Below are 23853 nucleotides of genomic sequence, written 5' to 3'. Positions count from 1 at the left end.
GTGGTAACTGCTCGGTCAGCATACGTCCTTCACCATCGTAGGTGTAATAGGTGCCGCGTTGCTGGCCCTCACTGGTCGTCAACACCTCCGCAATCATTTGCCCTGCAAGGTTGTATTCACGAGCAATGGTGCTGCCATCAGGGTTGGTGATTAAACGGAGCAACCCTTGTGGATTGTATTCGAATGACCACGTTTGGCCCAGCGCATCCTGATAGCCAATCAATCGACCGAGTAGGTCATAGGTCTTTTGGCTGGTGCGATGATTGCCCAAGTAGAGCATTGACTGGTTGGTGTCGATCTCGGTTTGGGTGACCACCAGTTGCGTTGGCTGCTGGTCATACTGCCAAGTCGTTTGTAGACCTGCGGTGTTGAGATGCAGTATTTGCCTCCCAAGCGCGTCATATTCAAAACGCGCTTCACCGCCTTCAGAGTCGGTTACGCGAGTCACTTGACCAAAGGCGTTATACTCATACTGGTATCGACCGCCCGCCGCATCGCGCTGACTGACAGGGTTACCCCGCCAATCCAACACTCTGGAAACACGGTCTGTCTGACTGTTCGGGATAGACGTTGAAGTAATATGACCCAGCGGGTTGACGCCATATTGCGTGGTGTTTTGGTTGCCATCGGTTGATTCAATAACATGACCCAGCTCATTACGCAGATAATGGGTGGTGTACGCGCCACGCTCACTGTCATAGACAGACGCAAGACGCCCCGCCTCATCGTAGTGGTACTCAGACAGTCCACCTAATGGATTGGTTACCGCCTCCACTTGGCCATCGGCGTAATAACTGAGCGCCGTAGTGTTACCTGTGCTGTCGGTTTCCGTTAGACGGTGGCCTGCGGCATCATAGCTGAAGGTTTTGCTGACATTGGTGCCTTGAATGTAGGAGCGAATGAGGCGGTTACGCGAGTCATACTGATAATGCCACACTGAGCCATTAGGCTGGGTCGCCTGCACCAGGTTATTTTCCGCATCATAACGGTAGGCAGAGAGGTATTCGACGCCGCCTTGAGCGCTCGGCATTACGACACGTTTGGTGGCGACTTTGTCTCTGGCGGTGTAGCTGTAATAAGTTTCCACGCCTGAGAAGTCTTTGTGGTAGGTCACTTGTCCATTGGTGTTATAGCGCATGACCGATTCACGACCTAATGGGTCAATGATGCGTGTCGGGACATCTAAACTGCGACCGTCTTCTGTCTGGTATTCGTAGCGTGTGGTGCGCCACTGCGCCTGAGGTGTCGATTCAGAGCCTTCCGAGACCCATTGCACCCGTCCCACCGCATCGTACTCCATGGTACGGATAAAAGCGTCGTCTGTAGGCGTGCTCGAGCCAAAGGTTTCGATTCGAGTGGGGTAACCAAATTCGTCATACTCAAATAAGGTGGTGTTACCCGCTTCATCAATACGCTCTATCAACAGGTTATCTTGCCAGCGCTCTTCAATCACCGAGCCATCAGGCAAAGTGACGGTATCGACTCGACCCTCACTGCCATACTCGATTTGTGTGCTTTCCCCTGCGCCATTGGTGGTCGATAGCACGCGGCCAAGCTCGTCACGTACAAACTCGGTGCTGCGCCCTTCTGGGTCAGTGTGTGACGTTAGCTGGTTCTGCTCATCATAACGGTAGGTGGTCGCTTCGCCGAGTTCGTTGTACTCGACTAATAGGTTGCCTTTATCGTCGTACAGCATGCTGACTTCACTGCCTTCAGACTCAAAATAGCGTGAAGTCACACGATTGTTGTCGTCATACTGATAGCGAGTGCGTGAGCCATTGCGGTTAATTACCGTGGTGGTTTGATTGGCAAAGTCATACTCGTAGTGGAACTCGTTACCGTCGGCATCGGTTTGGACATCCACCACGGTTTTGCCATCTTGCTGACGATACTGGTAGTTCGCAGCATTGCCTTCGCCGTCGGCTTTTTGCGTCAGTGCTAATGGGTTTGCTTCATAGTGGTATTGGTAGCGATGAACTTCGCCGTCAAAGCCAATCACTTCCGACAGTTTACCGCCTTGATAGCGATACTGTGCGACGCGCCCTGCCTGGTCACGAATGGACGTTAAACGCTGGTCTGAGTAACCAAATGTCAGGGTTCGACCGAGTTCATCGGTTAAGGACGTTGCTGTTTGGTTGGCATCGCGCTCAATTTCCACCCAACGACCATCGTTACTTTCAATGCGAGTTAACAGCCCATGACGGTTGTAGGTGTAACGCTGCCCCGTTGGAGTAATGATGGTGACCGAATCATCCGCACTGAGTTCAAAACGGGCATTATTCCCCGATTGTGCGCTAATGGCTGAGGTGATGGGATTGAGCTTAAACAGCTCTCGTGCCCCTTGGGGATTGACCCACTTAACGTTGTAAACGCCGATCTCGTATTCTTGAGGAAAGGCTTGGTCGGCGGTGTAAACATTACGCGCCCGAAACCCATCGGATATGGCTTTGTCTGCCACCAGTTCATCCAGCTTTTGCTGCGCAGTGTTAAGCTTAACGAGATAGGGCTGCTTGGCCGCTTCAAGCTCTGCACTCTTTTCAGCAATGAGCTCTTTCACCCCAGGCTGGTCAATCCCAATTCGATCCGCATAAATCGTATTTAATGACTCAATTTCGGCATCAATGTTATCGATGATGGTTTGGTACCCGCCGACGACCTGTTTGTTGGCTTCTATTTGAGGCTGAATATCAATATCCACCCCCCATAGAATGCGCGTATCTAACGCGCTGTGCCACCCTGCGCCCAGTGACCACGCCGAACCTTGAGTCAAACGATGTTGGCGGGTTAACGATAGAAGCGGATGTTCAAAGTCATTTTCTCGGGTCACTTTACATCCCGAATAAAGCTCAACAGGGCAACCCGTGGTGGCGCCCTCTTGAGCGATTTGACTCGACTGAGTTTGCGTGGCCGTATTGGTATTCAGCGCGGTTTGAGTGTTCGAGTCGGTTTGGTTGGCTTGTTCGTCAGCGCTGCTCCCCCAATTGGATATCCAATTCCTCAATCTAGACATGGTTTCACTAATAGACGATTTAATCTCGTCGCCGTCTTTTTCTTGTGGGCTGGGGCCTGAATCACCCCCACAATGGCCATCCGCTGTCCCGCTACCACATTCCTTATCAATACCGCCAGAGCCCGATTCATTCCCAGAATCACTGCCAGAGTCAGAGCTACCACTATCGGAGTCTTGACCCTCTTCAGCCCAGCTTATTGATGGGGTGGCCATAAGCGCAAGCCCCAGTAGAGACACTAATGGAATTATTTTGGTTATTTTCACTTGAATACCTCTTGCCAACTAACGAAGTTCGCGCAAAAGTACCAAATGTTATGAGTCTATAAATAAAAAATAGACAGAAACGTGATATGAATAAGCTCACTTAATGAGACAGCATATATTTATGTGAACTATCAATGGTTAATTAGCAATAACTCAAATAGAAACATAAGGTTATGAGTCATTCAAATTGACATCACCAAGCGGTCGATACTCCATGAGATTGCGGCTCTCAGTAAGATAGTCATCGGAAAGTCGTCAGCAATCCGTCTGCTCGGACAGCTTTAAGGCATCCTCTAACTCTACACCTAGATAACGTATGGTGTTGTCCAGTTTGGAGTGACCAAGCAGTCACTGCACCGCTCGGATATTTTTCGTTCTCGCATAAATCAACGTCGCTTTCGTGCGGCGCATAGAGTGCGTACCATAACTATCAGCATTTAGCCCAAAACTGCTGGCCCAAGCTCGAATAATGGTTCGGTACAACGAATAGCTGATAGGTTTATTGTTGCGCCGTAGACTTGGAAACAAGTATTGATAGGGTGACAGTGAGGCAACGTCTATCCACTTACTTAGACTTTGTTGAGTCCTCGGGGTGATTTCAAATTGCACATCAAGCCCCGTTTTTCTCTGCAAGCAATGACCCCGCTCTAGTACAATATTTTGAGCAGAAACATCATGGACATGTAAGTTCAACAAGTCACTGGCTCTCAATTTACTGTCAATCGCTAGATTGAGCAGCGCAATCTGCATCCAATTGTGCTCAAGTTCGAGTCTAGCTCTGATCCGCCATACTTCTTCCAGTTTAAACGGTCTTTTTACCCCCGTAGGCATCATCGCTGTCGACATGTTCATTTTTGGCCTCCTTGTTTTTGATTAGCCAACAATGAGGGTAACCGTCATATTCGGCGGCGCGATCAATCTAATAAATATACGTTCTCTACTGTTCAATTTCAGATGAGTATTTCTATGGGAAAATGATTCATACCATTTTGAGCGAGCTGCGGCGTTAAAATGTTTTGGGGCACTTCAGAGTTACGAAGTGCCAACTGTGAAGGCTCTGGACAGAAACGTTTCAGGGGTTTTGCTAATTTGGCAACTCATGGATTAGTTCAGGTATGGGAAGCCAATATTGACCGTTCAAGTCAGTGACCAAAAGTAACATAGTGGTGTCTGTCCTTAGTATTTGCCCAGTCAGGTTGATTCATACTAATCCAGACAAAGAAGTGATCAGATTAATTTTCAGGTTGGTATAAACTGTTAATCTGGAACTACAAGTGAGATCGACATGTGGGTCATCGGATGCAGAGGCATGAACCGATAGCAGAAAACCAAAAAGGATTAGCTAGGTGTTTATAGTTCTTGAAGCCATTTCTAGTGCAGATTTATGCCCAGAGAGATATTTAGATAATCGTATTTTATTCCCACTCTTGAATGTCAATATATACCAGCCACACATATCACTTAACTTTATCGAAGAAATGTTCGCCCATTTCTCTTTTTTCAATCCAGTCCAAGGGGTTGAAAAAATAATTCCTTCTTGATCAAAACTCCCATGTACAAATTTTGCCTCTCCAAAACAATAAATAGCCCCTGAACCAAACCCAACAAACAAGCTAACTTTTGCCCATAGCTCTTTGTGGTGTCCAGCTAATGTAAGTCCAATTGGTAGCAATGCGAGTAATAGGCATGTAATAGCCAACCCCCACATGAATTTTGTATAACGAAGTTGACCTGCTTCACTTTCCCCAGCCTGCTTAGATATATAAGCGGTCATATAAACAGCCACAATAGCACCTAAAAGGCCGCTAATAATCGGTCTAATTGAGTCAAAGTCCATATCTGTAAAGTCCAAATGTAGATAGTTAGGATGGTCAGGCCTTATCCTTTGCCCATCCATTAGTTTTAATTATGCAATTATGAAGTACCAAGGTTCTAGTTTCTATCGTTGATTCCACACAAAGGGGCAGTAATGTGTTAGTTAACCAAATAAACTTATTCACAGAACTCCAAGTAAAAGCGCAGGACACAATTTGGCTTCAATGCGTCACTGAAAGGCTCGAGTAATGATTTCACGCCCCGCTATGGCTACCCTTCCTAACTCCTGGCATGCTCACTTGCACTGTCAGGGCTGATGTTGATGGTTCCTGTCTCCACATCTACAGCAAGCTCATAGAGAGGTCGCATGTAAATATAGAATTTGGTCAATTCTTTTACACACAACGGACAAATCCAATCCAAAAATGTCGTTCACTTAACCTTGGTGATCCAGCCTCGCCGGCCTAGAAAGCGGATATCACATAGGTTGTCGGGCAGTCATTGAATTTGTCGTTAAGAAAGTGGTTGAGTGTATGCGTGGGGCAATTTCCAACACGGTAACGTGTGGTACAGAAAGCAGAGATGTGAGTACTTTAAAGTACGCCATTCAAAGCCGGATCAAACCCGTTTTGATGACGGCCATTGCCTTGGCACTGGTTGCCCCCATTGTGCTGGTCTTTATTCTGAAATTCGTAAATCCGCCGTTTTGGGGCTGGGAAGTCTCCCGTACACTGTTTCCACCCAAAGGCTATCCTGAAGACACTCAGCATCAGTGGGTGGAGTTATCTTCAGCGTCACCTTCACTGCCGCTTGCGGTTATCGCATCGGAAGACCAACGTTTTCCCCATCACTGGGGCGTTGATATTGATGCGCTGCTGTCGGTAATCAAAAGCAGTGGTCAAAATGGCCCCGAACGTGGCGCCAGTACCATTACCCAGCAAACGGCTAAAAATGTATTTCTGTTTCCCAGCCACAGTTATTTGCGAAAAGCTTACGAGCTCTATATCGCGTTCCTGATGGAGCTGATCTGGGGTAAAGAGCGAATCATGGAAATGTACCTGAATGTGGTGGAGTTCGGCCCGGGCATTTATGGGGTACAGGCGGCCAGTGAACACTATTTTGGCGTGACTGCCGACCGTATAACGCGTTACCAGGCAGCGCAACTGGCGGTGGTGTTACCTAACCCCTACAAAATTAAACCGGTTCCTGCCAGTAATTACGTTCAGCGGCGGACCAACTGGGTATTAAGACAAATGCGAAATCTGGGTGAAGTGACCTTGTGACAACCTCCGGGATTATACCATTTCAGCTGCATCGCGTTTGTTCTGCGCCGGGCGTGAGAGCTGTTCGCCCACTCCGCACAGCTAATTATTGACCAATAACTTACGGTTCTTTTTTGGGTAATTGCTCCAGTCTTTTTTCTCTTGTCCTGAACACAACACCGCACCGGGCCACCAGCAAGGTAACAGTTGCAGTCAAATTCTCAAAAATGAGTCAAGCGGGGTAAACTGCTGGCCATGCATGGCTAAATGGGCAGAATTGATTACTCTTTTGTTATTGATACAAATATAAACTAAAACCATGCCGAAAAGTGACAAGAGTAATCTGGTGACTAACACTGGCCACCGTTTTATTTCTAAAGCTAAAACCGCCTACAAGATACACATCCATACCCCGGATGACACGGTGCTGCACCGCTCTGTGGGTTATATTCGTATTGGTGAAAAAAAAGGACTGCAAAAAGCGATTAAGCTCCGCAATGAACTGGGCCAGGAAATGTGGGGAAAGTTTTGGCCTAAGATACTTAAAGATCCCTACCTGATGACCCGGCTTCCCCACTCACTTGAGCCGAAGATCATATACAAACCGCGCCCGACCAAAGAAAACCCAGAGGCCAAAGATGAATGCTACATTGCCGCCTGGCGCAACTACGATAAAAACGGCCACTTGATATATAAAAGTGTGGTGTGCTCAATTAAGAAGCACGGTCGCCTGGGCGCCTACACCAAAACCAAAAAAGCCTTGCTGGAAGCCAATAAAGATAATCTCGAAATTCTCGAATTTATGGGCCGGCTCAATAGTATCGATTTGAAATAACACAGCAAAAAGCCGCTGTATCAACAGCGGCTTTTTGCAATCAACTTACCAACGGCAATTATTGTTCAACCTGGTATTCAAACTCCTGAATAATAATCTCAATCCTGCGGTTCATTTCACGCCCTTTGCGGGTAGCATTATCGGCGATCGGTTGGGTTTCCCCTTCCCCACGTACAATGATTCTGGATTCGTCTACTCCGCGAGCTTTGATTGCATCCGCAACGGATTGTGCCCGTTTTTCGGATAGCACCTGGTTATACGCTGCTGCGCCCGTGCTGTCAGTATGTCCTACAACCTCTACCTTAGCCTGTGGATGTTCTTCCAGGAAATAGACGACTTCATCCAGTTGCGCGGTACTTGGATCTTTCAGCTCGGTGCTGTTAACGGCAAATGTGCCAGCCCCTAACGTCGTCGCTTCATAGGTTTTGGTCATGACCATAGGTTGCGGTTGCACTTCTACCGGAGGCTGTTCTGCAACGACCGGTTCAGCAACAGGTGCTGGTGCCGGCGCAGGTTCGTCTGCGCCGCCAAATTTATAGACCAGGCCCAGCGTGACGCTGTTACCCGCCGCACGGACGATATCGTTGTTGATGTCTGTCAGACGTTGGTATTCAACCCGGACTGCGATATTCTTTTGCGAATTAAGCTCCAAGCCCAATGCCGCCAGATAAGACCAGTCTTTTTTGTTGCCGTATTCGGCATAAGCACCACCCAATTTACTATACAGAGCAAGTGTCTCATTGATCGGAATATTGAACTTAGGTGCCAGTGTAAATGCGGTAACTTTATTGTCTGAGCCGCTCAGGCCCGCCAGCCCGGTATCGTACTCACCCAAATAATCGTAACCCGCTTCCATTGCCAGGTAACGTGAGAAGTCGTAACCCGCCATAACCCCGCCAGCCAGATCATCATCGGTACAAGGTTGTCCGCTAAAACACGCATTGTCGAGCCAAGATTTGCCCAATTTACCCCCAAGATAAAATTGAGCCATAGATGGTGTTGACGCCACCATAAGTGACGCTGAAATTACCACTGCTAACTTTTTCATTTTTTTAACCCTCTATCTAACTGTCCCAGCAGTTACAGCGAAATGGATTTTGTTCCGGTCACAGCACTCACTGACGGCTTGCGCACACAAGTTTGGCTGCGCCGGATGGTTCGTTATGCCAAATCATTTTGCTGTTTATCCTGGCAGTCGTGGCTGACAGTAAACGACACGCCTGCTCCAGCAACTATATTCAACAAAATGCATTTTTGAACATCACAAATGTCAGAATTGTGTTAGCTAACTTTGAATCAGTGACTCAAAATTACCAATAACATGTTGAAATTTTTAAATTTATTACAAAGAAATTAACTCTAACTTAATAAACGCAGATCTGATTCAAATCTCAAATTTAAGACAAAATAAGCAACTAATAGCACAAAAATGTGGCGGGAAATTATCAGCAGTGACAGAAATGGCAGGCTTAGAACGAAAAAAAGCCGCAGTCAATGCTGCGGCTTTGAAAGCAAAAAAGTCAGGCTAAGATTTAAGCATTCGCTTCGCGGTCAGCGATAAAGGCCAGTGCCATTTTGATGCGTGCGACTACACGCTCTTTGCCGACTAGAGTCATAACGGCATCCACAGACGGAGACTGACCGCCACCGGTAACCGCAACACGCAGCGGCATACCAATTTTACCCATACCGATTTCCAGCTCAGCACACACCTGCTCAATCACACCGTGCAGCGCAGCCGTGTTCCATTCAGCCAGAGCTTCAACTTTAGCCAGTGCCAATTCCAGAGGCTGCTTAGCGACACCGCGCAGATGTTTTTTCGCTGCAGCCGCATCGAACTCAGAGAAGTCCTGGTAGAAGTAACCAATCTGATCAGCCAGCTCAACCAGAGTATTGCAACGTTCACCAACCAGTTTAATTACCTCGGTAATGGCCGGACCGTTGTCCAGAGACATACCGCGCTGGTCCAGGTGCCATTGCAGGTGCTTCGCAACATATTCTGGATCAGACGTTTTAATGTAGTGGTTGTTCAACCACAGTAGTTTGTCGGTGTTAAATGCCGATGCCGACTTGGAAATGGCATTCAGGCTAAACAGCTCGATCATCTCTTCCATCGAGAAAATTTCCTGATCGCCGTGAGACCAGCCCAGACGTACCAGGTAGTTGTTCAGGGCATTAGGCAGGTAGCCTTCATCGCGGTACTGCATTACCGAAACGGCACCGTGGCGTTTAGACAATTTGGCACCATCATCACCCAGGATCATCGCACAGTGAGCGAAAGTCGGAACCGGTGCACCCAGCGCCTGGTAAATGTTGATTTGACGAGGCGTATTGTTGATATGGTCTTCACCACGTACGACATGGGTGATGCCCATATCCCAGTCATCCACCACAACGCAGAAGTTGTAAGTTGGAGAACCATCGGTACGACGGATAATCAGATCATCCAGCTGATCATTGCGGATTTCGATTTCACCACGGATCTGGTCATCAAACACCACGCTGCCTTCTGTCGGGTTGCGGAAGCGGATCACACAAGGTTGACCTTCTTCAGCTGCGTCGTTGGCCGCTTTGATTTTTGGATGATTGGCATCGTAGCGTGGCATCTGTTTGTTCTGTTCCTGCTCAGCACGAACTTCATCCAACAACTCTTTGGATGCATAGCATTTGTATGCTTTGCCTTCCGCCAGCAGTTTGTCCACCATCTCATTGTAACGGTCAAATCGTTTGGTCTGGTAGTATGGGCCTTCATCCCATTCCAGGCCAAGCCAGCTCATACCTTCCAGAATGGCATCGACAGCTTCCGGAGTAGAACGTTCAAGATCGGTATCTTCGATACGAAGTACAAATTCGCCGCCTTGGTTTTTGGCATACAGCCAAGAATAGAGAGCGGTGCGGGCACCGCCCACATGAAGAAAGCCGGTCGGGCTTGGAGCAAAACGAGTTTTCACCGTCATTATTGATTTACCTTTGTCGATAGAGGCCGCTGACTGAGCAGCAAAGAGTCGAAATTGGCGGTATTCTAGCACCTGCACCACTTTAACTACAATTGTCGATTGCACAGATAAGTTACCGGCTTGTAACAACGACCAGGCAGCGGCATGAGGGCAAACATAACTATATGTTATTTATATAATTAAGTATTAAAAATCGCTCCATACATCAATAGCAATATTTAATCGGACGATTAGCTTGACCTTACCCTTGAGGTAAGGTTTATCCTCGTTAATACTGAATAGTGAGGGATGGGTTATGAATCAGATGAAAATACCGCTGACTGGTCTGAATTGTATGGGTTGCGCCCGTAAGGTTGAGCGACAGATACATGCGGATCATCAGGCGACCATAGACCAGCTTTCGCCCACCAGTGTTACCCTAAATAGTGATGCGAGCTTTAAGCAGATCGCCACCAGTGTAGAGTCGCTCGGTTACCAGGCTGGCTATCATTATCAGTTCACCCTGACGGGGTTGAGCTGTGGCGGCTGCGTGAACAAACTGACTCAGTTGCTCGAGCAGCAAGCTGAAATCGGCCAGTTTGAAGTCAGCAAAACATCATTGAGCCTCTATACCCTGCTTTCCGTAGAAGAGATTCAGCAACTGGTGGCCAGCTTAGGTTACCAGGCACAATTGGCGGCAGAACAAGATAGCGATACTGTCAGCGCAGATGAAAGCGCACAGCCAGCCGAGGCACAGGCCAAACAGCAAGAGCAGCATGCCGCGGAGGCCAAAAAAAGTGCCAGTGAAACCGTAGACGAGCAGCAGGCTCAAGCCAGCGACAGCCCCGAAGCTGCCGAACCTTCAAATCCCAATGCCATCCACCTGCTAATAGGCGGAATGACCTGCGCCAGCTGCGTCTCCTCAGTAGAAAAAGCACTGCAATCGGTTGATTCCGTCAGCCGGGCTCAGGTGAACCTGGCGGAGCAGTCGGCGCTGGTGTTTACCGATCAGCCCAGCCCACAGGTGATCGATGCTCTGGTTGCCAGCGTGCAACAGGCGGGCTACCAGGCAGAAGTGATCGAAGACCTCTCCACCCAGCAGCAAAGACAGTTGCAACAGCAACAAGAGCAGCAGCAGCACCATAAGCGCAGTGCGGCGATGGGGATAGTGATCGGGGTGCCCCTGATGGCCTGGGGTGTGTTCGGCGGCAATATGATGATTCATACCCCGCAGGATCAGTATATCTGGGGCACGATTGGACTTATCTGTTTATGGCTGCTTGCCACCGCAGGCCGTTCATTTTTCAGCAACGCCTGGCAGGCATTACAGCACCGCCGGGCCACCATGGACACCCTGGTAGCCCTCGGTACCGGCGCCGCCTGGCTGTTTTCGATGCTGGTGGTACTGTTTCCGCAGTGGTTCCCCCTGGCTTCCCGCCACGTCTATTTTGAAGCCAGTGCGATGATCATCGGTTTGATCTCACTCGGTCATTACATTGAAGCCAAAGCGAAAGCCAAAACCACCCGCTCGTTGCAGGCTCTGATTAACCTGCAGCCACAGCAGGCGACTCTGGTCAGTGACCAGGGTGACAAAGTCATCGCGGTCGAAGCTATCCAGCAGGGTTGGAAGTTACGCATCAAACCGGGCGAAAAGATCCCGGTCGACGGTAAAGTGTTGGAAGGTGAGTCCTACATAGACGAATCCATGCTGACCGGTGAACCGATTCCGTCCTTCAAACAGCGTGACAACGACGTCTCTGCCGGTACTTTGAATCAGGATGGTAGTCTGGTCATCGAAGCAACTGGCGTAGGCAGCAATACCATGTTGTCGCGAATCATCAACATGGTTCGTCAGGCACAAAGCAGTAAGCCGGCCATGGCCAGATTGGCAGACCAGATTTCTGCGGTATTTGTACCTGTGGTAGTGGCAATAGCCATCTTTTCCGCCCTGGTCTGGTACAGCGTCGGCCCGGATCCCAAAGCAAGTTACATGTTGGTGGTCGCCACTACGGTACTGATCATCGCCTGTCCTTGCGCATTAGGGCTGGCCACACCGCTGTCGGTTACCGTTGGCATCGGTAAAGCCGCGGAACTGGGGATATTGATTAAAGACGCCGATGTACTGCAATCAGCCAGTCAGGTAGATACCGTGGTATTTGATAAGACCGGCACCCTGACCGAAGGACAGCCGAAAGTGCAGCAGGTGTTTACCGTTGAGGGTGAGACAGACCAGCTACTGCAGTTGGCTTACAGCGCTGAACGCCAGTCCGAGCATCCCCTGGCGAAAGCGATATGCCAGTATGCCGAGCAACAGGACATCAGCAGCAAAACCATCAGCCAGTTTAAAAACTTGCAGGGTAAAGGGGTTTCTGGTCAGGTGGATGGCCAGTCCATGCTGGTCAGCTCGGTGAAATACCTCAAACAATCCGGTGTGGACGTCAGCCAGGGGCAAGCGGCGCTTGACGAGTGTACTCAGAAAGCCTGGACTCCAGTCGCCGTATCTCTGAATGAGCAGTTGCTGGGGATCATTGCCATCGCCGATCCGATCAAAGCCGACGCTAAAACGGCGGTAGAGGCGCTCAAGCGCCAGCATATCACGCCAGTGATGTTAACCGGTGATAACCAGGCGGTAGCCAACGCAATCGCTCAGGAACTGGGAATCGAGCAGGTCATTGCCGAGGTTCTGCCTGATGAAAAAGCCAAACACATTGAAGAGCTTCAGCAGCAGGGGCGCAAAGTGGCCATGATAGGCGATGGCGTCAACGATGCCCCTGCGTTAGCACTGGCAGATATCGGCATCGCGATGGGCAGCGGCAGTGATGTGGCAATAGAGAGCGCCCAGATGACGGTGCTTAATTCTTCCCCTGTTGCGGTAGCGAAAGCGATCGAGTTGTCCAAAGCCACCGTGAAAAACATGAAACAGAATTTACTGGGGGCATTTGTTTATAACACCCTAGGCATTCCCATTGCAGCCGGCGTTTTATACCCGCTGTTCGGATTTTTGCTCAGCCCGGTCGTAGCAGGAGCCGCCATGGCGCTCTCCTCTATTACTGTCGTAAGCAACGCTAACCGTCTACGATTATTCAAAACAACTATTCATTCTTAGAGAGGTCCCGATGAAACTTGCTACTTTATCTCTGACACTACTGACTGCATTTGCTGGCAACGCATTGGCGGCCGATGTCATTAACCACAAGTCACCATATTGCGGCTGTTGCAGTGAATGGACGAAGCACATGGAGAATGCCGGCTTTACCGTTAGGGAAGAGCTGCATAAGAACATGAACCCAGTCAAAGAAAAATTCGGTATTACCCCTAGTCTGGCTTCTTGCCACACTGCCGTGATTGATGGCTATGTGTTTGAAGGGCATGTTCCGGCAGAGGACATCAAAGCGTTCCTAGCTAACCCACCTAAAAACGCGCGTGGTCTAGCCGCACCAGGTATGCCGATGGGTTCTCCAGGTATGGATTACGACGATAAAAAAGACAGCTACTCGGTTTACGCTTTCAATGACCGTGGTCAGACATTTGAATACCGTCATTACGAGGGTAATCAGTAACCACGGGTTGCTCAGAAATCAAAAAGCCTGGCAGTTTTGCCAGGCTTTTTTATCGGATCTGATAGCCATTATTAGAAGCCGTAAGAGGCACCAAACACTAACGCGGTATTCACTTTGGCATCGTCACCGTTAGCCAGTTTGGCGCCGTGGCCCTGACTACGCAGCTCAAAGTAAGGCTGAACGCCTTCACGAGTCCAGGTAGCACGCAGTTCGTGATCCATGGTATTGGCACGGTTATCGTTGCGCTGATATACGTTGTTGTACTTCAGGTTCAGTGGTTGGTCCACAAACTGGTAACCGATCGCATTATCAAAACGGGTGGTCACCAAATCGTTTTTCGTCGCACCATCTTCAGCATCATAATGCAGACGGGTACGGTTTGAGATGTACAGTCCGTTGTCAAAGTTATAGCCCACTTTAACCAGCGGACGATATTGCCACGCTTTGCCGTTGCGCATCAGGTGATGATAACCGGCAGCAACCCAGAGATTATCATTGATGCTGAATGCCTGTTCGACACCCAGTGTCACACCTACTGCGCTGGTCTCGCCTCGTACCGCTTCACCGTTCTGGGTGTATTCCCCCAGACCAATGCCATCAAATTCAGTCAGCAGTGTGGTACCGCTATCAAAAGTATGACCGGCTTCCAGGGTAGAGGTCGCTTTAGGATTGGTTTCATTGTGGAACTGGATGTTGCCGGTTACATAAGACGATGACGCCATTGCACTGGAAGCAAACGCCAGGGAAACGGCGCTTAACGCGATAACTTTTTTCATACTGTTGTGCCTTTTTACCTTTTAAATGTCGCTGCGGATTGGTTAGTAACTTCCGTTGATGCTGGACCGCAGTCTTGGATCGCGTTTGTCTATCGCGAGTAACTGAATTGCCTTCCTGGCGGCTAGATAGTGCGAAATTTATCGGGGTGAGAAAATTGGCGAGGTATGAACTGCGAGTGAGTTCAAATCACAAAAAACAAAAAGATATTTAAACCATTGGGATCAATGAGTTACCTATCAATAAAAAAGAATAAAAAATCGTGAATGTGATGTATATCAACAGCAATTGATATCTATAGCAGCCAGCAAGTGACCAGATCTCACTGTTTTGAGTTAATTTTAGGTTGGCAACAGGACAAGCCAGACAAAAGGCGACTTAGATCACAGCTGCACCAGCAACAAACAGGAACAAAACGATATGTTTTCGCAGAGCGTACCACGGTTGTTTTCGCGAAACGGTGCCGGTCAGGCTCTCCAATAGCGGCAAATTCCGTTACACTGCGTCAAGGAATAAACAGCAAATTTTAGGGGATATCATGCGTCTATGGATTTTATTGCTACCGCTTTTGGTCAGTTTCAACAGTTTCGCAGAACCCCTTTACTGGCTCGCCAGCCGCCCGCCGCTGCAACTTTTGATCACAGGTTCAGTGCATGTCGGCAAGCCCAGTATGTATCCGCTTCCCTCATACATCAGCGAATTTTTACGCCAGAGCAATGGACTGGTGATCGAAACCGATCTCAATCAGGCCAGTCAGGTTCAATACCCGGATGTTACGGTAACCAGCCAGGATGTGTTAACTGCAGATCAACAGCAGCAGCTGGCAGAGATCATCGAAGAGTTGCAGTTGAACCGTCAGACTTTGATGGCGTCTGCGCCATGGGCAACAGCGCTGGCGATTCAGATTGCTCAGATGGAAAAGCAGGGCTACTTCGCCCATTACGGTGTGGATGTCACCTTGATCCGTCAGGCCGCGCAGCACAACGTACCCCGGCTTGCTCTTGAACCGCTGCAGTTTCAGATTGATCTGTTAGCGAACCAACCGGAAGGCAACAAAGAACTGTTGCTGGATGTGTTGCAGGAATACCACTTCCTCGATCAGGGCACTGAGTGCCTGATTCAGAGCTGGCAGGCGGGCGATCTGGACAATCTGGAGCGATTCCGACAGTTAACCGAACTGTCCGACCAGTTTGAACAACAGTTTATTCAGCAACGCAATCTAGACTGGGCCCGGAAACTGGCCAGTGACCAGCTGTTCCCCGAAAACGGCGGCCAGTATACGGTGGTGGTTGGGACGCTGCATCTGATTGGTGAAAACAACTTAATCGCGCTGCTGGAACAGCAAGGTTTTAAAGTGGAGCAACGTTCGGTCAGCAAGCGCGCCGAATGTGACTTTGATTACTCTGCCGAACCGCAATAGCGCCCGGCAGAGGTAAGCGCTTCACTAGTCTTTCAAATGATCCCAGGAAATGTTGGAGACCAGGCGGCAATCGTCGCATTTGAAATGAAAAATATCGTGCAGTGGCTGGTCCAGCAACCATTCACCACCACATTTAGGACAGCGGCGCGCCTGCTCTGCGGCTAAGCTCTCACCGCCAACACGATACTGGTAATAGTAGGTCGGAATTTTGGTCAGATATTCAATCCGGCCGCGTAAGTCCCAGCCGCGACGAAACAGCACGCTGTCTGCGTCGCATATTTCATGGAGCGCCGCGTGTTCCGCACGGCACGCCCCCGCCATTTGCAGTTCATCACATGCCTGCCACTCAGTCTGCCACTTGATCACCGCTTTATGATCGCCGTTCAGCGTCGGCGGATTACGGTATAACGGGATCGGCAGTAAGGTTTCACCACTGCGCAGCGGTGAACAGGTGTGGACATAAGTGGTGTAAAGTACCTGCCAGCTCGGCGTCTGCTCTTCGGCCGCTTGTTCTGAATTCAGATCCCGGCCCAACAGCTTCACTTTCGGTGCCAGCAGACAGGCGTCGGACAATCTTTTCAGGCATACTCTGACATAGTCCGAATGGTAGTCCGGGTGCAATGCATCCTGCTCCGGGCAGACCGCACGTACCGTGAAAGTAGCCTCATTCATCACGATTGGAAATTCCCGGCCCAGTACCTGACCGTTATAACGCAGCGCATCCATCAAGCCGTTGATGGCTTTGTCGACCGCAGATAGCGTAGTGTTGTCGAAACACTCAAATTGCAGTTCTACTACGTACATAATCAGACCGCAGGCTGTAGCTGTTGTAGAAACTCGCTGACATTGTCAGCCAGCACCTGACGCTTATTCGACCCCAGTTGCTCCAGAATCACCTGGCCCGTCAGGTTACAAATCGAGATCACGTCCAGTTCGGCATCCAGTGCAGCGATAAACACCGTCGGCTTCAGCTTTAAACGACGCTGGGTAACCAGATGACCCAGGATATTTTCCTGCAGCCGGACAAAATCGTCGTCACTCCAGACCTGCAGCAGAGTTAATTCAGTACCGTTCCAGCTAGCATTCATATCCGCGCTGTACTGGCTGCCATAAAACGCCTTGATGTCTTCATGCAGGCTCAGCTCAATGCCCTGCTCCACATTACTGAAATCAGCCGGGATTTCCCGGGCAACTGCTTGCCACTCGACGCCGTGAGCTACCATCTGCTGCGCGCAGGGTGAATCCATATCTGCCAGATCTTCACTGCAGGGTAAACAGTCATGGAGCCGCTGATGGGCCTGCTGAAATCGTTCGCTGAATGACCACAATTCCCGGGCAACTTGATGCGACATATATACTCCGTTAACGTTAATTGGGTTAGCTCAATGCGACCTTCGCTGACTCGGCTCAATCAGATTCGACACAATAAAGGCAGCATGAAGCGAGAAACTTCTTCTAATAATGACAGTTTCGAGCGGATTGCGTAAAATTCTGCGTATTCTAATCGAAATAAAGACAAAGTATGAGCAAATATTCCGATGCCAAAGAGTTGGCCGGCCTGACACTGGGTCAAAAGACCGATTACGCCAGCCAGTATCAGCCGGAGCTGCTGCAACCGGTACCACGTAGCCTGAACCGCGATGATCTGGAACTGGGCAACGAACTGCCGTTTCAGGGCTGTGATATCTGGACCCTGTATGAACTGTCCTGGCTGAACGCCAACGGGCTGCCTCAGGTTGCCATTGGTGAAGTATCGATTCCCGCCACCAGCCCCAACCTGATCGAGTCCAAATCGTTTAAACTGTACCTGAACAGTTTTAACCAGACCCGTTTTGACAGCTGGCAACAGGTGGAACAGACGCTACGCCAGGACTTATCTCAATGTGCCGGTGAAGCCGTTACCGTGGCGGTAAAAGCGGTTACGGACTACACCAACAGCCAGATTGTGACCATGGCCGGTGAATGCATCGACGATCAGGACATCCGTATCGATGAATATCAGTTTGACCCGAAATGGCTGGAAAATGCCGCCAAGGGAGAAGTGGTCGACGAGTGCCTGCACAGTCACCTGCTGAAATCTAACTGTCTGATCACCAATCAGCCCGACTGGGGCAGTGTCGAGATCCATTACCAAGGTCAACAAATCGACCGGGAGGCTCTGCTACGCTATCTGGTATCATTCCGCGAACACAATGAGTTTCACGAACAGTGTGTCGAACGTATTTTCACCGACATCATGAAGTATTGCCATCCGCAACAGTTGTCGGTGTATGCTCGCTATACGAGGCGTGGCGGTCTGGACATTAACCCATTCCGTTCATCCATTTCCGCACAGCCAGACACTAACGCGCGTATGGCTCGTCAATAACTCGTCTTGAACTAAAGGATTCGATCAGCATGATGAACAGGCGCTGGGCTTGGTTTTTCTCTCTGTGGCTACTGATACCGGCACTCAGTTGGGCCAACGCCCGCCATTCGTCCACCATACTTAATGAAGCAGATGGGTTGGCGGAAATTGTCCCGACGCAGAGCAAACAGCTGATCAGCAACTATCTCAGCCAGCGTAAGCTGAGCGATAAAGTGGAAAACGGCCCCAGCAATGTCAATCGCGACGACAGTGACAGTCGTTTCCGCTCACCGACCCGCACCATAGTGGCACTGCAAATCCTTGCCCGGGCAGAATTTAACCTCGGCAACTTCAATGTGGCTCTGAACAAGCTTGAAGACGCTGAACGACTGGCTGAACTCTATCAGCAGTCCTACCTGGCGATCGATGTCCGGGTACTGCGCATCAAACTGCGCTGGTTAAACAATCAGGATGGCGCCAGAGCGCTGGCTGATCTGGAAACGGTCGCTATGCAGCTCAGTGACATAGACGAACCTGAGTTGCGTCATATGGCCGCAGAGACCAGTTACGGCATCACCATTTTACAGGCAGAAATTGCCTCTCAGTCTGGCCAGGACAGATTAGCTCTGGAATACTTCGAACGGGCCAGACCTTATGCGACAGAAAACAAATCATCGCTCACGGCCATCAGTTACCACATGTTATTTGGACAGCACTGGCTGCGGATGCAAAAGTACAATCTGGCGCTGTCCGAACTGCTGCTGAGTTACTGGACCGCGGTGGAAGATAACTCCAGCGCCCAATTGGCGGAAGTTAACCGGCTGCTAGCCAAGCTGTTCTATCAGCGTCAGGTGCTGGACAAAGCCCTGGAGCACCTTTCTCAGGCCGCCGACTTTTATGACGACTACGAAGCCTCGCCAATTCTGGCCGATGTGTTAAAAGACATGGGCGACGTTTACTTTCAGCAAGGCCGTTACAACCTGGCATTGGTGCATTACTTTAATGTCGTCGACCTGGAAAGTACCCGTGAAAACGTCGAAGACATTATCGATGTCCGCATCTCGTTAGCCGCCACTTACCTGCAGCTGTACAATTTCCCGTTAGCCGAACAGTATCTGGACCGGGCAAGAGCGTTACTGGAATACGTCGATATTCCTAACCTGAAAGCCCAGGTTCTGCTGCTCCAGGCCGGGCTGCAATACCATCAGAAGAATTCCGGTCAGGTGATACGCGATGCCCGACAGGCCCTGGAGATTGCCGGATCAGAGAAGAATCTCAATCTGGAGAAAAAGGCCCACCACGTACTCTATCTGGGCTATGAGCAGAGTAAGCAGTTCGACCTGGCGCTACAGCACTTCAAACGTTACAACGCACTGGCGAACATCGAACAGAAACAGCTGAACCTGATCAGTGAAGAAGCGTTTCGCCAGCAAAAAGAGTTCGTCGAACAGACACTTCACCTGACCGGCCAGCAGCAACAGCTGGAGAAAGTGAACCGCGAATATCGCAAATTTCAGAATATCGCCTTCGGTCTGTTTATCGCAACAATATTGCTGCTGATGATAGTGCTGCGCCGTGGTCAGGTGCTGCGCCGGCAGAAAGACGAAATTGGCGAGCTCAATGAAGCCCTGTTTACCCACTCCCGCTCCGGTTTACGCAACCTGCGGATGTTAAATGCGAAACTGCCGGCATCACTGCGACGCAGCAGTGACAGGTTCGAACGCTGGCATATCGGCGAGTTGATTCACGAACCGCTCAATGACCGGCTGCGTTTTGTGATGATCGATGTGCCCTTCCTGCGCAACAGCTATCTGCAAAACGGCTACAGCGAAGGGATGAAGCTGGAAAAAGCGTTTGGCGATTTTATAAAAGAGAAACTCGATCCTAAAGCGCGCATCTATCACTTCTCGGATGCCAATCTGCTCTATATCGAGCCAAACCGGGAACCGCCGCGAGAAGCGGATGAGCTGTTTCAGCAGTTCCAGAGCTGGATTGATCAATTCAGGGCCGACGTGCCACTGAACCGCAGTATTCGAGTTGGTATGGCGGACTACCCGTTTCTGCCCAAAGCGTACACCGCGATCAACGACAAAGAACTGCTCGATTTGCTGCTGATGGCCACCAGCGCCGCCCGCACGCTCAGTATGAAAGAGCACTGCAGTCAGTGGGTTTATCTCAAAGCGATTGAGAATGCCCCCGCTGCCAGTCTGGCCACCGGCGACATACGCAAGGCCTGCAAACATGCGATCAGCCAGGGGCTTATTAAAGTGCACTCCTCGTATCAGAATGAGGAGAGCATCAAAAAACTGCTAAAAGATGAGTAAATGCTGACCGTTCGGCCCTGATATCGGGTGACTGTATGGATTTATTTGTTATTATCAGTTAATTAGTCAATAAGATCAGCGGATGATCTTGTCATCATTAGTTAGTGGTTCATGGGCGTTCTCGAACAGGATATTCAATCTCAACTGCATCAGCTGAAATCGCAGCTCGAACAGGTTCGTTTGACACAACGTGACAGCTCGTTCAAATATGAGCGCGAACAGAAGTTGTTAAAGCGACTGATCAGTTCGCTGAGCGTTGTATGCGCTAATGGCAGTGAAAACCTGCGACTAAACCAGGCCCTTGATGAGATGCGCTATGCGTTAGAGCAACAGTTGGATATCAGTGCCCTGATACCACGGCTAGCGGTGTTGGAACGGATGCTTAATCAACAGTCTTTGGCGATGGACAAACAAAACGTCCACCTCGATTCTCAGGTAAAACACAGCGGCGAAACGCTGTTGCGAGTACCCGGCCTGCCCGCCAAAATCAAACGCGATCTGCGTGATCTGCTCAGTTATTGTGCCACCACTCATCCAGAGAAAGCCGAACAGGCGATCAAACTGCTGGCGCTCTATGAGCGGGCGATGAAAATCATCACCGCCAATCCGGACCAGTGCTTTACTGAAGTGAACAGTCAGGGCGACAAAGAGCTGTTGCTGCAGCTAAGCAACGAGCTGCAAAACCTGATTACCGAGCTGGACTTTGACGGCGAATCCGGCGATCTGCTCAGTGATATCCGGGCCAAGTTGCTGCTCGGGGTAAATACCCACACCTTGCTTGAAATGACCCTGCAGACACTCAAGCTGGTGATCGAAGGCACTAACTTTGAACGTAAAACTTCCGAACAGTTTCTTGAGCAGGTCAACAGCTCGCTGTCGACCACGCTGAAAAGCAGTGGTCAGAATGTCGATCAAAGTCAGAGCTATTTTGACCAGCGCCAGGAAATTAATCAGGAACTCAGCCAGTTAGTAGGCAAAACGGTCACTACCGTCAATCAGGCCGAACAGCTGGATACGCTGAAATCCGCACTCGCCCCTTTGCTGTCACAACTCTCTTCGCTTTCCGAGCGGGTCAACCATGCCGAACAGCGTGAACAGGCGTTGATTGAGCGCATGGCTTACAACAAACAGCAAGTCGAAGCCCTGTTTGAGATCACTCAGGACTATCGTCGCCGGCTGGCCGACCAGGCCCAGCGGATGTTACTGGATCCTCTCACCAAAGTTTATAACCGTACCGCCTTTAATGATCGTCTGGAGCTGGAATATCGTCGCTGGATTCGCAGCCAGCATCCGCTGCGGGTGGTGTTGATGGACATCGACAAGTTTAAAGCGATTAACGACAGTTTCGGTTATACTGCCGGTGACAAGGCGCTGAAAATTATCGCCCGGACGATCAAAAAGGAACTGACGGATACCGATACCGTCGCCCGCTTCTCCGGCGAAGAGTTTATTGTGCTGATCCCGGATCAGGATGATAAAGAAACCCTGCAACGGATTGAGTCCATTCAGCGTCAGGTCAGTGAGCTGCCGTTCAAATTCCGCGATCAAAACATCACCATTACCCTGTCAGCATCCAGCACCAGCTTTAAGGACACCGATACGCCGGAAGAAATCATGGAACGGATTAACCGTGGCATCAAAGAAGCGAAGCAGCAGGGCAACAACCAGTGTATCTGGAAGTAACCGTCTCCAACTATACCGTTTATCATTCCCACTAATCAGCGCTGACTTTCGGCCTGAAAAACTCATTGATCCAGTAAATTCAAGTAGTTAAATGTTTTCTTTTGCTCAATATTTGCTAAGCTAAATAATACCTCCAACCAATAACAGCGAGAGAGTCGCGTCGGTTGTCCTACCCTCTATGATAAGGAGGTCATAATGATCACAAATATCAGTCCTATCGGTCGTCTTAACCTTTTGTCTCAACTTGAAGTTGAGCGTCTTAAAAAAACCGCATCCAGTGATCTTTACCAGCTATACCGCAACTGTACCCTGGCGGTGCTCAACTCTGGTGCTCACTCCGACAACTCAAAAGAGTTGCTGGACAAACATTTATCGTTTGATGTCAACGTGCTACGCCGTGAACGTGGCATTAAACTGGAACTAACGGATCCACCAGAGCACGCCTTTGTCGACGGTGAGATCATCAAGGGTATTCAGGAACACCTGTTTGCCGTATTACGCGATATTGTCTATGTCAACATGCATTTGGCAGACAGTAGCAGCGTCAACCTGACGGACACCGCCCAGATTACCGATCGGGTATTTAAAATTCTACGCAATGCACAATCTTTGATTCCGGGTCAGGAGCCCAACCTGATCGTCTGTTGGGGCGGCCATTCGATTAATCCGGTTGAGTATCAATACACCCGCGAAGTGGGTAGCCAACTGGGCCTGCGCGAACTGAACATCTGTACCGGCTGTGGACCTGGCGCGATGGAAGGGCCGATGAAAGGTGCCGCCATCGGTCATGCCAAACAACGTTATACAGAGCGCCGCTATCTGGGTTTGACGGAACCTTCAATTATTGCTGCCGAGCCGCCAAACCCGATCGTGAGCGAACTGGTGATCATGCCGGACATTGAAAAACGTCTGGAAGCTTTTGTACGCCTGGCGCACGGCATCGTGATTTTCCCGGGTGGCCCCGGCACAGCAGAAGAACTGCTCTACCTGCTCGGTATTATGATGCATCCGGAAAACCAGGATCAGCCTCTGCCTATCGTCCTGACCGGCCCTAAAGAGAGCGAAGCCTATTTCCGCTCTATCGACACCTTTATCGCCGAGACACTAGGCACACAGGCTCAGAAACTGTACCAGATCGTCATTGATGACCCGTCTACCGTCGCCCAGATCATGAAACAGGGCTCAATCAATGCGCGTCAACACCGTAAAGAAACCGGTGATGCATACAGCTTTAACTGGTTGCTGAAAATTGAGCCGGAATTCCAGCTGCCGTTTGAACCTAACCACGAAAATATGCGTACGCTGGATCTTAATCTGGATCAGCCACCGCAAAATTTGGCAGCCGCGCTGCGCCGGGCTTTTTCCGGCATCGTCGCGGGCAATGTCAAAGCGGAGGGCATCCGTGAAATAGAGCTCAATGGCCCCTTCATTCTTGATGGCGATGCCGAGCTGATGGCCAAGATGGACCGCCTGTTAAAAGACTTTGTGGCCCAGAACCGGATGAAACTGCCGGGAGGCAGCGCCTACGAACCTTGCTACCAAATCGCTGCTGCCACGGTTTCCGGCTAGCATTCCCGTCCAGATTCAATACAATAGGGCCAGTTGGCCCTTTTTTTATAGTTG

Annotated in this window: 15 protein-coding genes and 2 pseudogenes; 9 read left to right on the top strand and 8 right to left on the bottom strand. The window is 49.9% G+C overall.

Going from position 1 to position 23853, the window contains the following annotated elements:
- The 3 genes and pseudogenes from ACQY6F_RS03505 to ACQY6F_RS03495 all read right to left on the bottom strand — a co-directional run.
- Window positions 1-3223: pseudogene (locus tag ACQY6F_RS03505) on the bottom strand (RHS repeat-associated core domain-containing protein); the annotation flags it as partial.
- Between the two features lie 306 nt (window positions 3224-3529).
- A pseudogene (locus tag ACQY6F_RS03500) lies at window positions 3530-4126 on the bottom strand (tyrosine-type recombinase/integrase).
- Between the two features lie 490 nt (window positions 4127-4616).
- Window positions 4617-5111 carry a hypothetical protein gene (locus ACQY6F_RS03495; protein ID WP_428772210.1) on the bottom strand — a complete coding sequence of 165 codons (495 nt, stop codon included), beginning with the start codon at window positions 5109-5111 and terminating at the stop codon, window positions 4617-4619.
- A gap of 583 nt (window positions 5112-5694) precedes the next feature.
- Between ACQY6F_RS03495 and mtgA the strand changes: the two genes are divergently transcribed.
- On the top strand, window positions 5695-6372 hold the full coding sequence (mtgA, locus tag ACQY6F_RS03490) for a monofunctional biosynthetic peptidoglycan transglycosylase (RefSeq protein WP_428772219.1): 678 nt from the start codon (window positions 5695-5697) through the stop codon (window positions 6370-6372).
- A 298-nt stretch (window positions 6373-6670) separates the two neighbouring features.
- Window positions 6671-7186, top strand: a complete 516-nt coding sequence (locus tag ACQY6F_RS03485; RefSeq protein WP_428772208.1) for a Fe3+-citrate ABC transporter substrate-binding protein — start codon at window positions 6671-6673, stop codon at window positions 7184-7186.
- A 58-nt stretch (window positions 7187-7244) separates the two neighbouring features.
- Here ACQY6F_RS03485 and ACQY6F_RS03480 read toward each other — a convergent pair whose 3' ends face one another.
- Window positions 7245-8234, bottom strand: a complete 990-nt coding sequence (locus tag ACQY6F_RS03480; protein WP_428772207.1) for an OmpA family protein — start codon at window positions 8232-8234, stop codon at window positions 7245-7247.
- Between the two features lie 484 nt (window positions 8235-8718).
- A complete protein-coding gene (gene gltX / locus ACQY6F_RS03475; RefSeq protein WP_428772217.1) occupies window positions 8719-10143 on the bottom strand; it encodes a glutamate--tRNA ligase in 1425 nt (474 codons plus the stop codon).
- A gap of 295 nt (window positions 10144-10438) precedes the next feature.
- On the opposite strand from gltX, the gene ACQY6F_RS03470 reads away from it, so the two are divergent.
- Together ACQY6F_RS03470 and ACQY6F_RS03465 are read left to right on the top strand one after the other, a co-directional pair.
- On the top strand, window positions 10439-13228 hold the full coding sequence (locus tag ACQY6F_RS03470) for a copper-translocating P-type ATPase (protein WP_428772205.1): 2790 nt from the start codon (window positions 10439-10441) through the stop codon (window positions 13226-13228).
- 10 nt (window positions 13229-13238) lie between these two features.
- The gene (locus tag ACQY6F_RS03465) at window positions 13239-13682 is read left to right on the top strand and encodes a DUF411 domain-containing protein (protein ID WP_428772203.1); all 444 of its coding nucleotides are present in this window, start codon (window positions 13239-13241) and stop codon (window positions 13680-13682) included.
- A 71-nt stretch (window positions 13683-13753) separates the two neighbouring features.
- Here the strand turns inward: ACQY6F_RS03465 and ACQY6F_RS03460 are convergent, their stop codons facing one another.
- The gene (locus ACQY6F_RS03460; protein ID WP_428772202.1) at window positions 13754-14458 is read right to left on the bottom strand and encodes an oligogalacturonate-specific porin KdgM family protein; all 705 of its coding nucleotides are present in this window, start codon (window positions 14456-14458) and stop codon (window positions 13754-13756) included.
- Between the two features lie 536 nt (window positions 14459-14994).
- Between ACQY6F_RS03460 and ACQY6F_RS03455 the strand changes: the two genes are divergently transcribed.
- Window positions 14995-15876: a TraB/GumN family protein gene (locus tag ACQY6F_RS03455; protein ID WP_428772200.1), complete on the top strand. Its 882-nt coding sequence runs from the start codon at window positions 14995-14997 to the stop codon at window positions 15874-15876.
- 24 nt (window positions 15877-15900) lie between these two features.
- Here ACQY6F_RS03455 and ACQY6F_RS03450 read toward each other — a convergent pair whose 3' ends face one another.
- Both ACQY6F_RS03450 and syd read right to left on the bottom strand, forming a co-directional pair.
- A complete protein-coding gene (locus ACQY6F_RS03450; protein ID WP_428772199.1) occupies window positions 15901-16680 on the bottom strand; it encodes a Zn-ribbon-containing protein in 780 nt (259 codons plus the stop codon).
- 2 nt (window positions 16681-16682) lie between these two features.
- On the bottom strand, window positions 16683-17228 hold the full coding sequence (syd, locus tag ACQY6F_RS03445) for a SecY-interacting protein (protein ID WP_428772198.1): 546 nt from the start codon (window positions 17226-17228) through the stop codon (window positions 16683-16685).
- Between the two features lie 170 nt (window positions 17229-17398).
- On the opposite strand from syd, the gene queF reads away from it, so the two are divergent.
- The 4 genes from queF (at window position 17399) to ppnN (ending at window position 23799) form a co-directional block, all read left to right on the top strand.
- Window positions 17399-18244, top strand: a complete 846-nt coding sequence (queF, locus tag ACQY6F_RS03440) for an NADPH-dependent 7-cyano-7-deazaguanine reductase QueF (RefSeq protein WP_428772197.1) — start codon at window positions 17399-17401, stop codon at window positions 18242-18244.
- A gap of 29 nt (window positions 18245-18273) precedes the next feature.
- Complete coding sequence (locus ACQY6F_RS03435) at window positions 18274-20547, top strand: tetratricopeptide repeat protein (protein ID WP_428772196.1); 2274 nt, start codon at window positions 18274-18276, stop codon at window positions 20545-20547.
- Between the two features lie 111 nt (window positions 20548-20658).
- Entirely contained in the window at window positions 20659-22230 is a 1572-nt protein-coding gene (locus ACQY6F_RS03430; RefSeq protein WP_428772195.1) for a GGDEF domain-containing protein, read from the top strand.
- A gap of 195 nt (window positions 22231-22425) precedes the next feature.
- Window positions 22426-23799, top strand: a complete 1374-nt coding sequence (gene ppnN / locus ACQY6F_RS03425; RefSeq protein ID WP_428772193.1) for a nucleotide 5'-monophosphate nucleosidase PpnN — start codon at window positions 22426-22428, stop codon at window positions 23797-23799.
- Window positions 23800-23853: the final 54 nt, after the last annotated feature.

The sequence above is a fragment of the Vibrio sp. genome, assembly GCF_050299255.1.
GTDB lineage: Bacteria > Pseudomonadota > Gammaproteobacteria > Enterobacterales > Vibrionaceae > Vibrio.
The sequence above is the reverse complement of the archived record's forward strand: the minus strand, read 5'-3'. Positions and strand labels throughout refer to the sequence as shown.

Excerpts from the sequence above, each read along its gene's own strand:
- ACQY6F_RS03495 (WP_428772210.1), bottom strand. The coding sequence starts at position 5,111 with ATGGACTTTGACTCAATTAGACCGATTATTAGCGGCCTTTTAGGTGCT.
- queF (WP_428772197.1), top strand. The coding sequence starts at position 17,399 with ATGAGCAAATATTCCGATGCCAAAGAGTTGGCCGGCCTGACACTGGGT.
- ACQY6F_RS03465 (WP_428772203.1), top strand. The coding sequence starts at position 13,239 with ATGAAACTTGCTACTTTATCTCTGACACTACTGACTGCATTTGCTGGC.
- ACQY6F_RS03430 (WP_428772195.1), top strand. The coding sequence starts at position 20,659 with ATGGGCGTTCTCGAACAGGATATTCAATCTCAACTGCATCAGCTGAAA.
- ACQY6F_RS03435 (WP_428772196.1), top strand. The coding sequence starts at position 18,274 with ATGATGAACAGGCGCTGGGCTTGGTTTTTCTCTCTGTGGCTACTGATA.
- ACQY6F_RS03470 (WP_428772205.1), top strand. The coding sequence starts at position 10,439 with ATGAATCAGATGAAAATACCGCTGACTGGTCTGAATTGTATGGGTTGC.
- ACQY6F_RS03460 (WP_428772202.1), bottom strand. The coding sequence starts at position 14,458 with ATGAAAAAAGTTATCGCGTTAAGCGCCGTTTCCCTGGCGTTTGCTTCC.
- ACQY6F_RS03450 (WP_428772199.1), bottom strand. The coding sequence starts at position 16,680 with ATGTACGTAGTAGAACTGCAATTTGAGTGTTTCGACAACACTACGCTA.
- ppnN (WP_428772193.1), top strand. The coding sequence starts at position 22,426 with ATGATCACAAATATCAGTCCTATCGGTCGTCTTAACCTTTTGTCTCAA.
- gltX (WP_428772217.1), bottom strand. The coding sequence starts at position 10,143 with ATGACGGTGAAAACTCGTTTTGCTCCAAGCCCGACCGGCTTTCTTCAT.
- syd (WP_428772198.1), bottom strand. The coding sequence starts at position 17,228 with ATGTCGCATCAAGTTGCCCGGGAATTGTGGTCATTCAGCGAACGATTT.
- ACQY6F_RS03480 (WP_428772207.1), bottom strand. The coding sequence starts at position 8,234 with ATGAAAAAGTTAGCAGTGGTAATTTCAGCGTCACTTATGGTGGCGTCA.
- ACQY6F_RS03485 (WP_428772208.1), top strand. The coding sequence starts at position 6,671 with ATGCCGAAAAGTGACAAGAGTAATCTGGTGACTAACACTGGCCACCGT.
- ACQY6F_RS03455 (WP_428772200.1), top strand. The coding sequence starts at position 14,995 with ATGCGTCTATGGATTTTATTGCTACCGCTTTTGGTCAGTTTCAACAGT.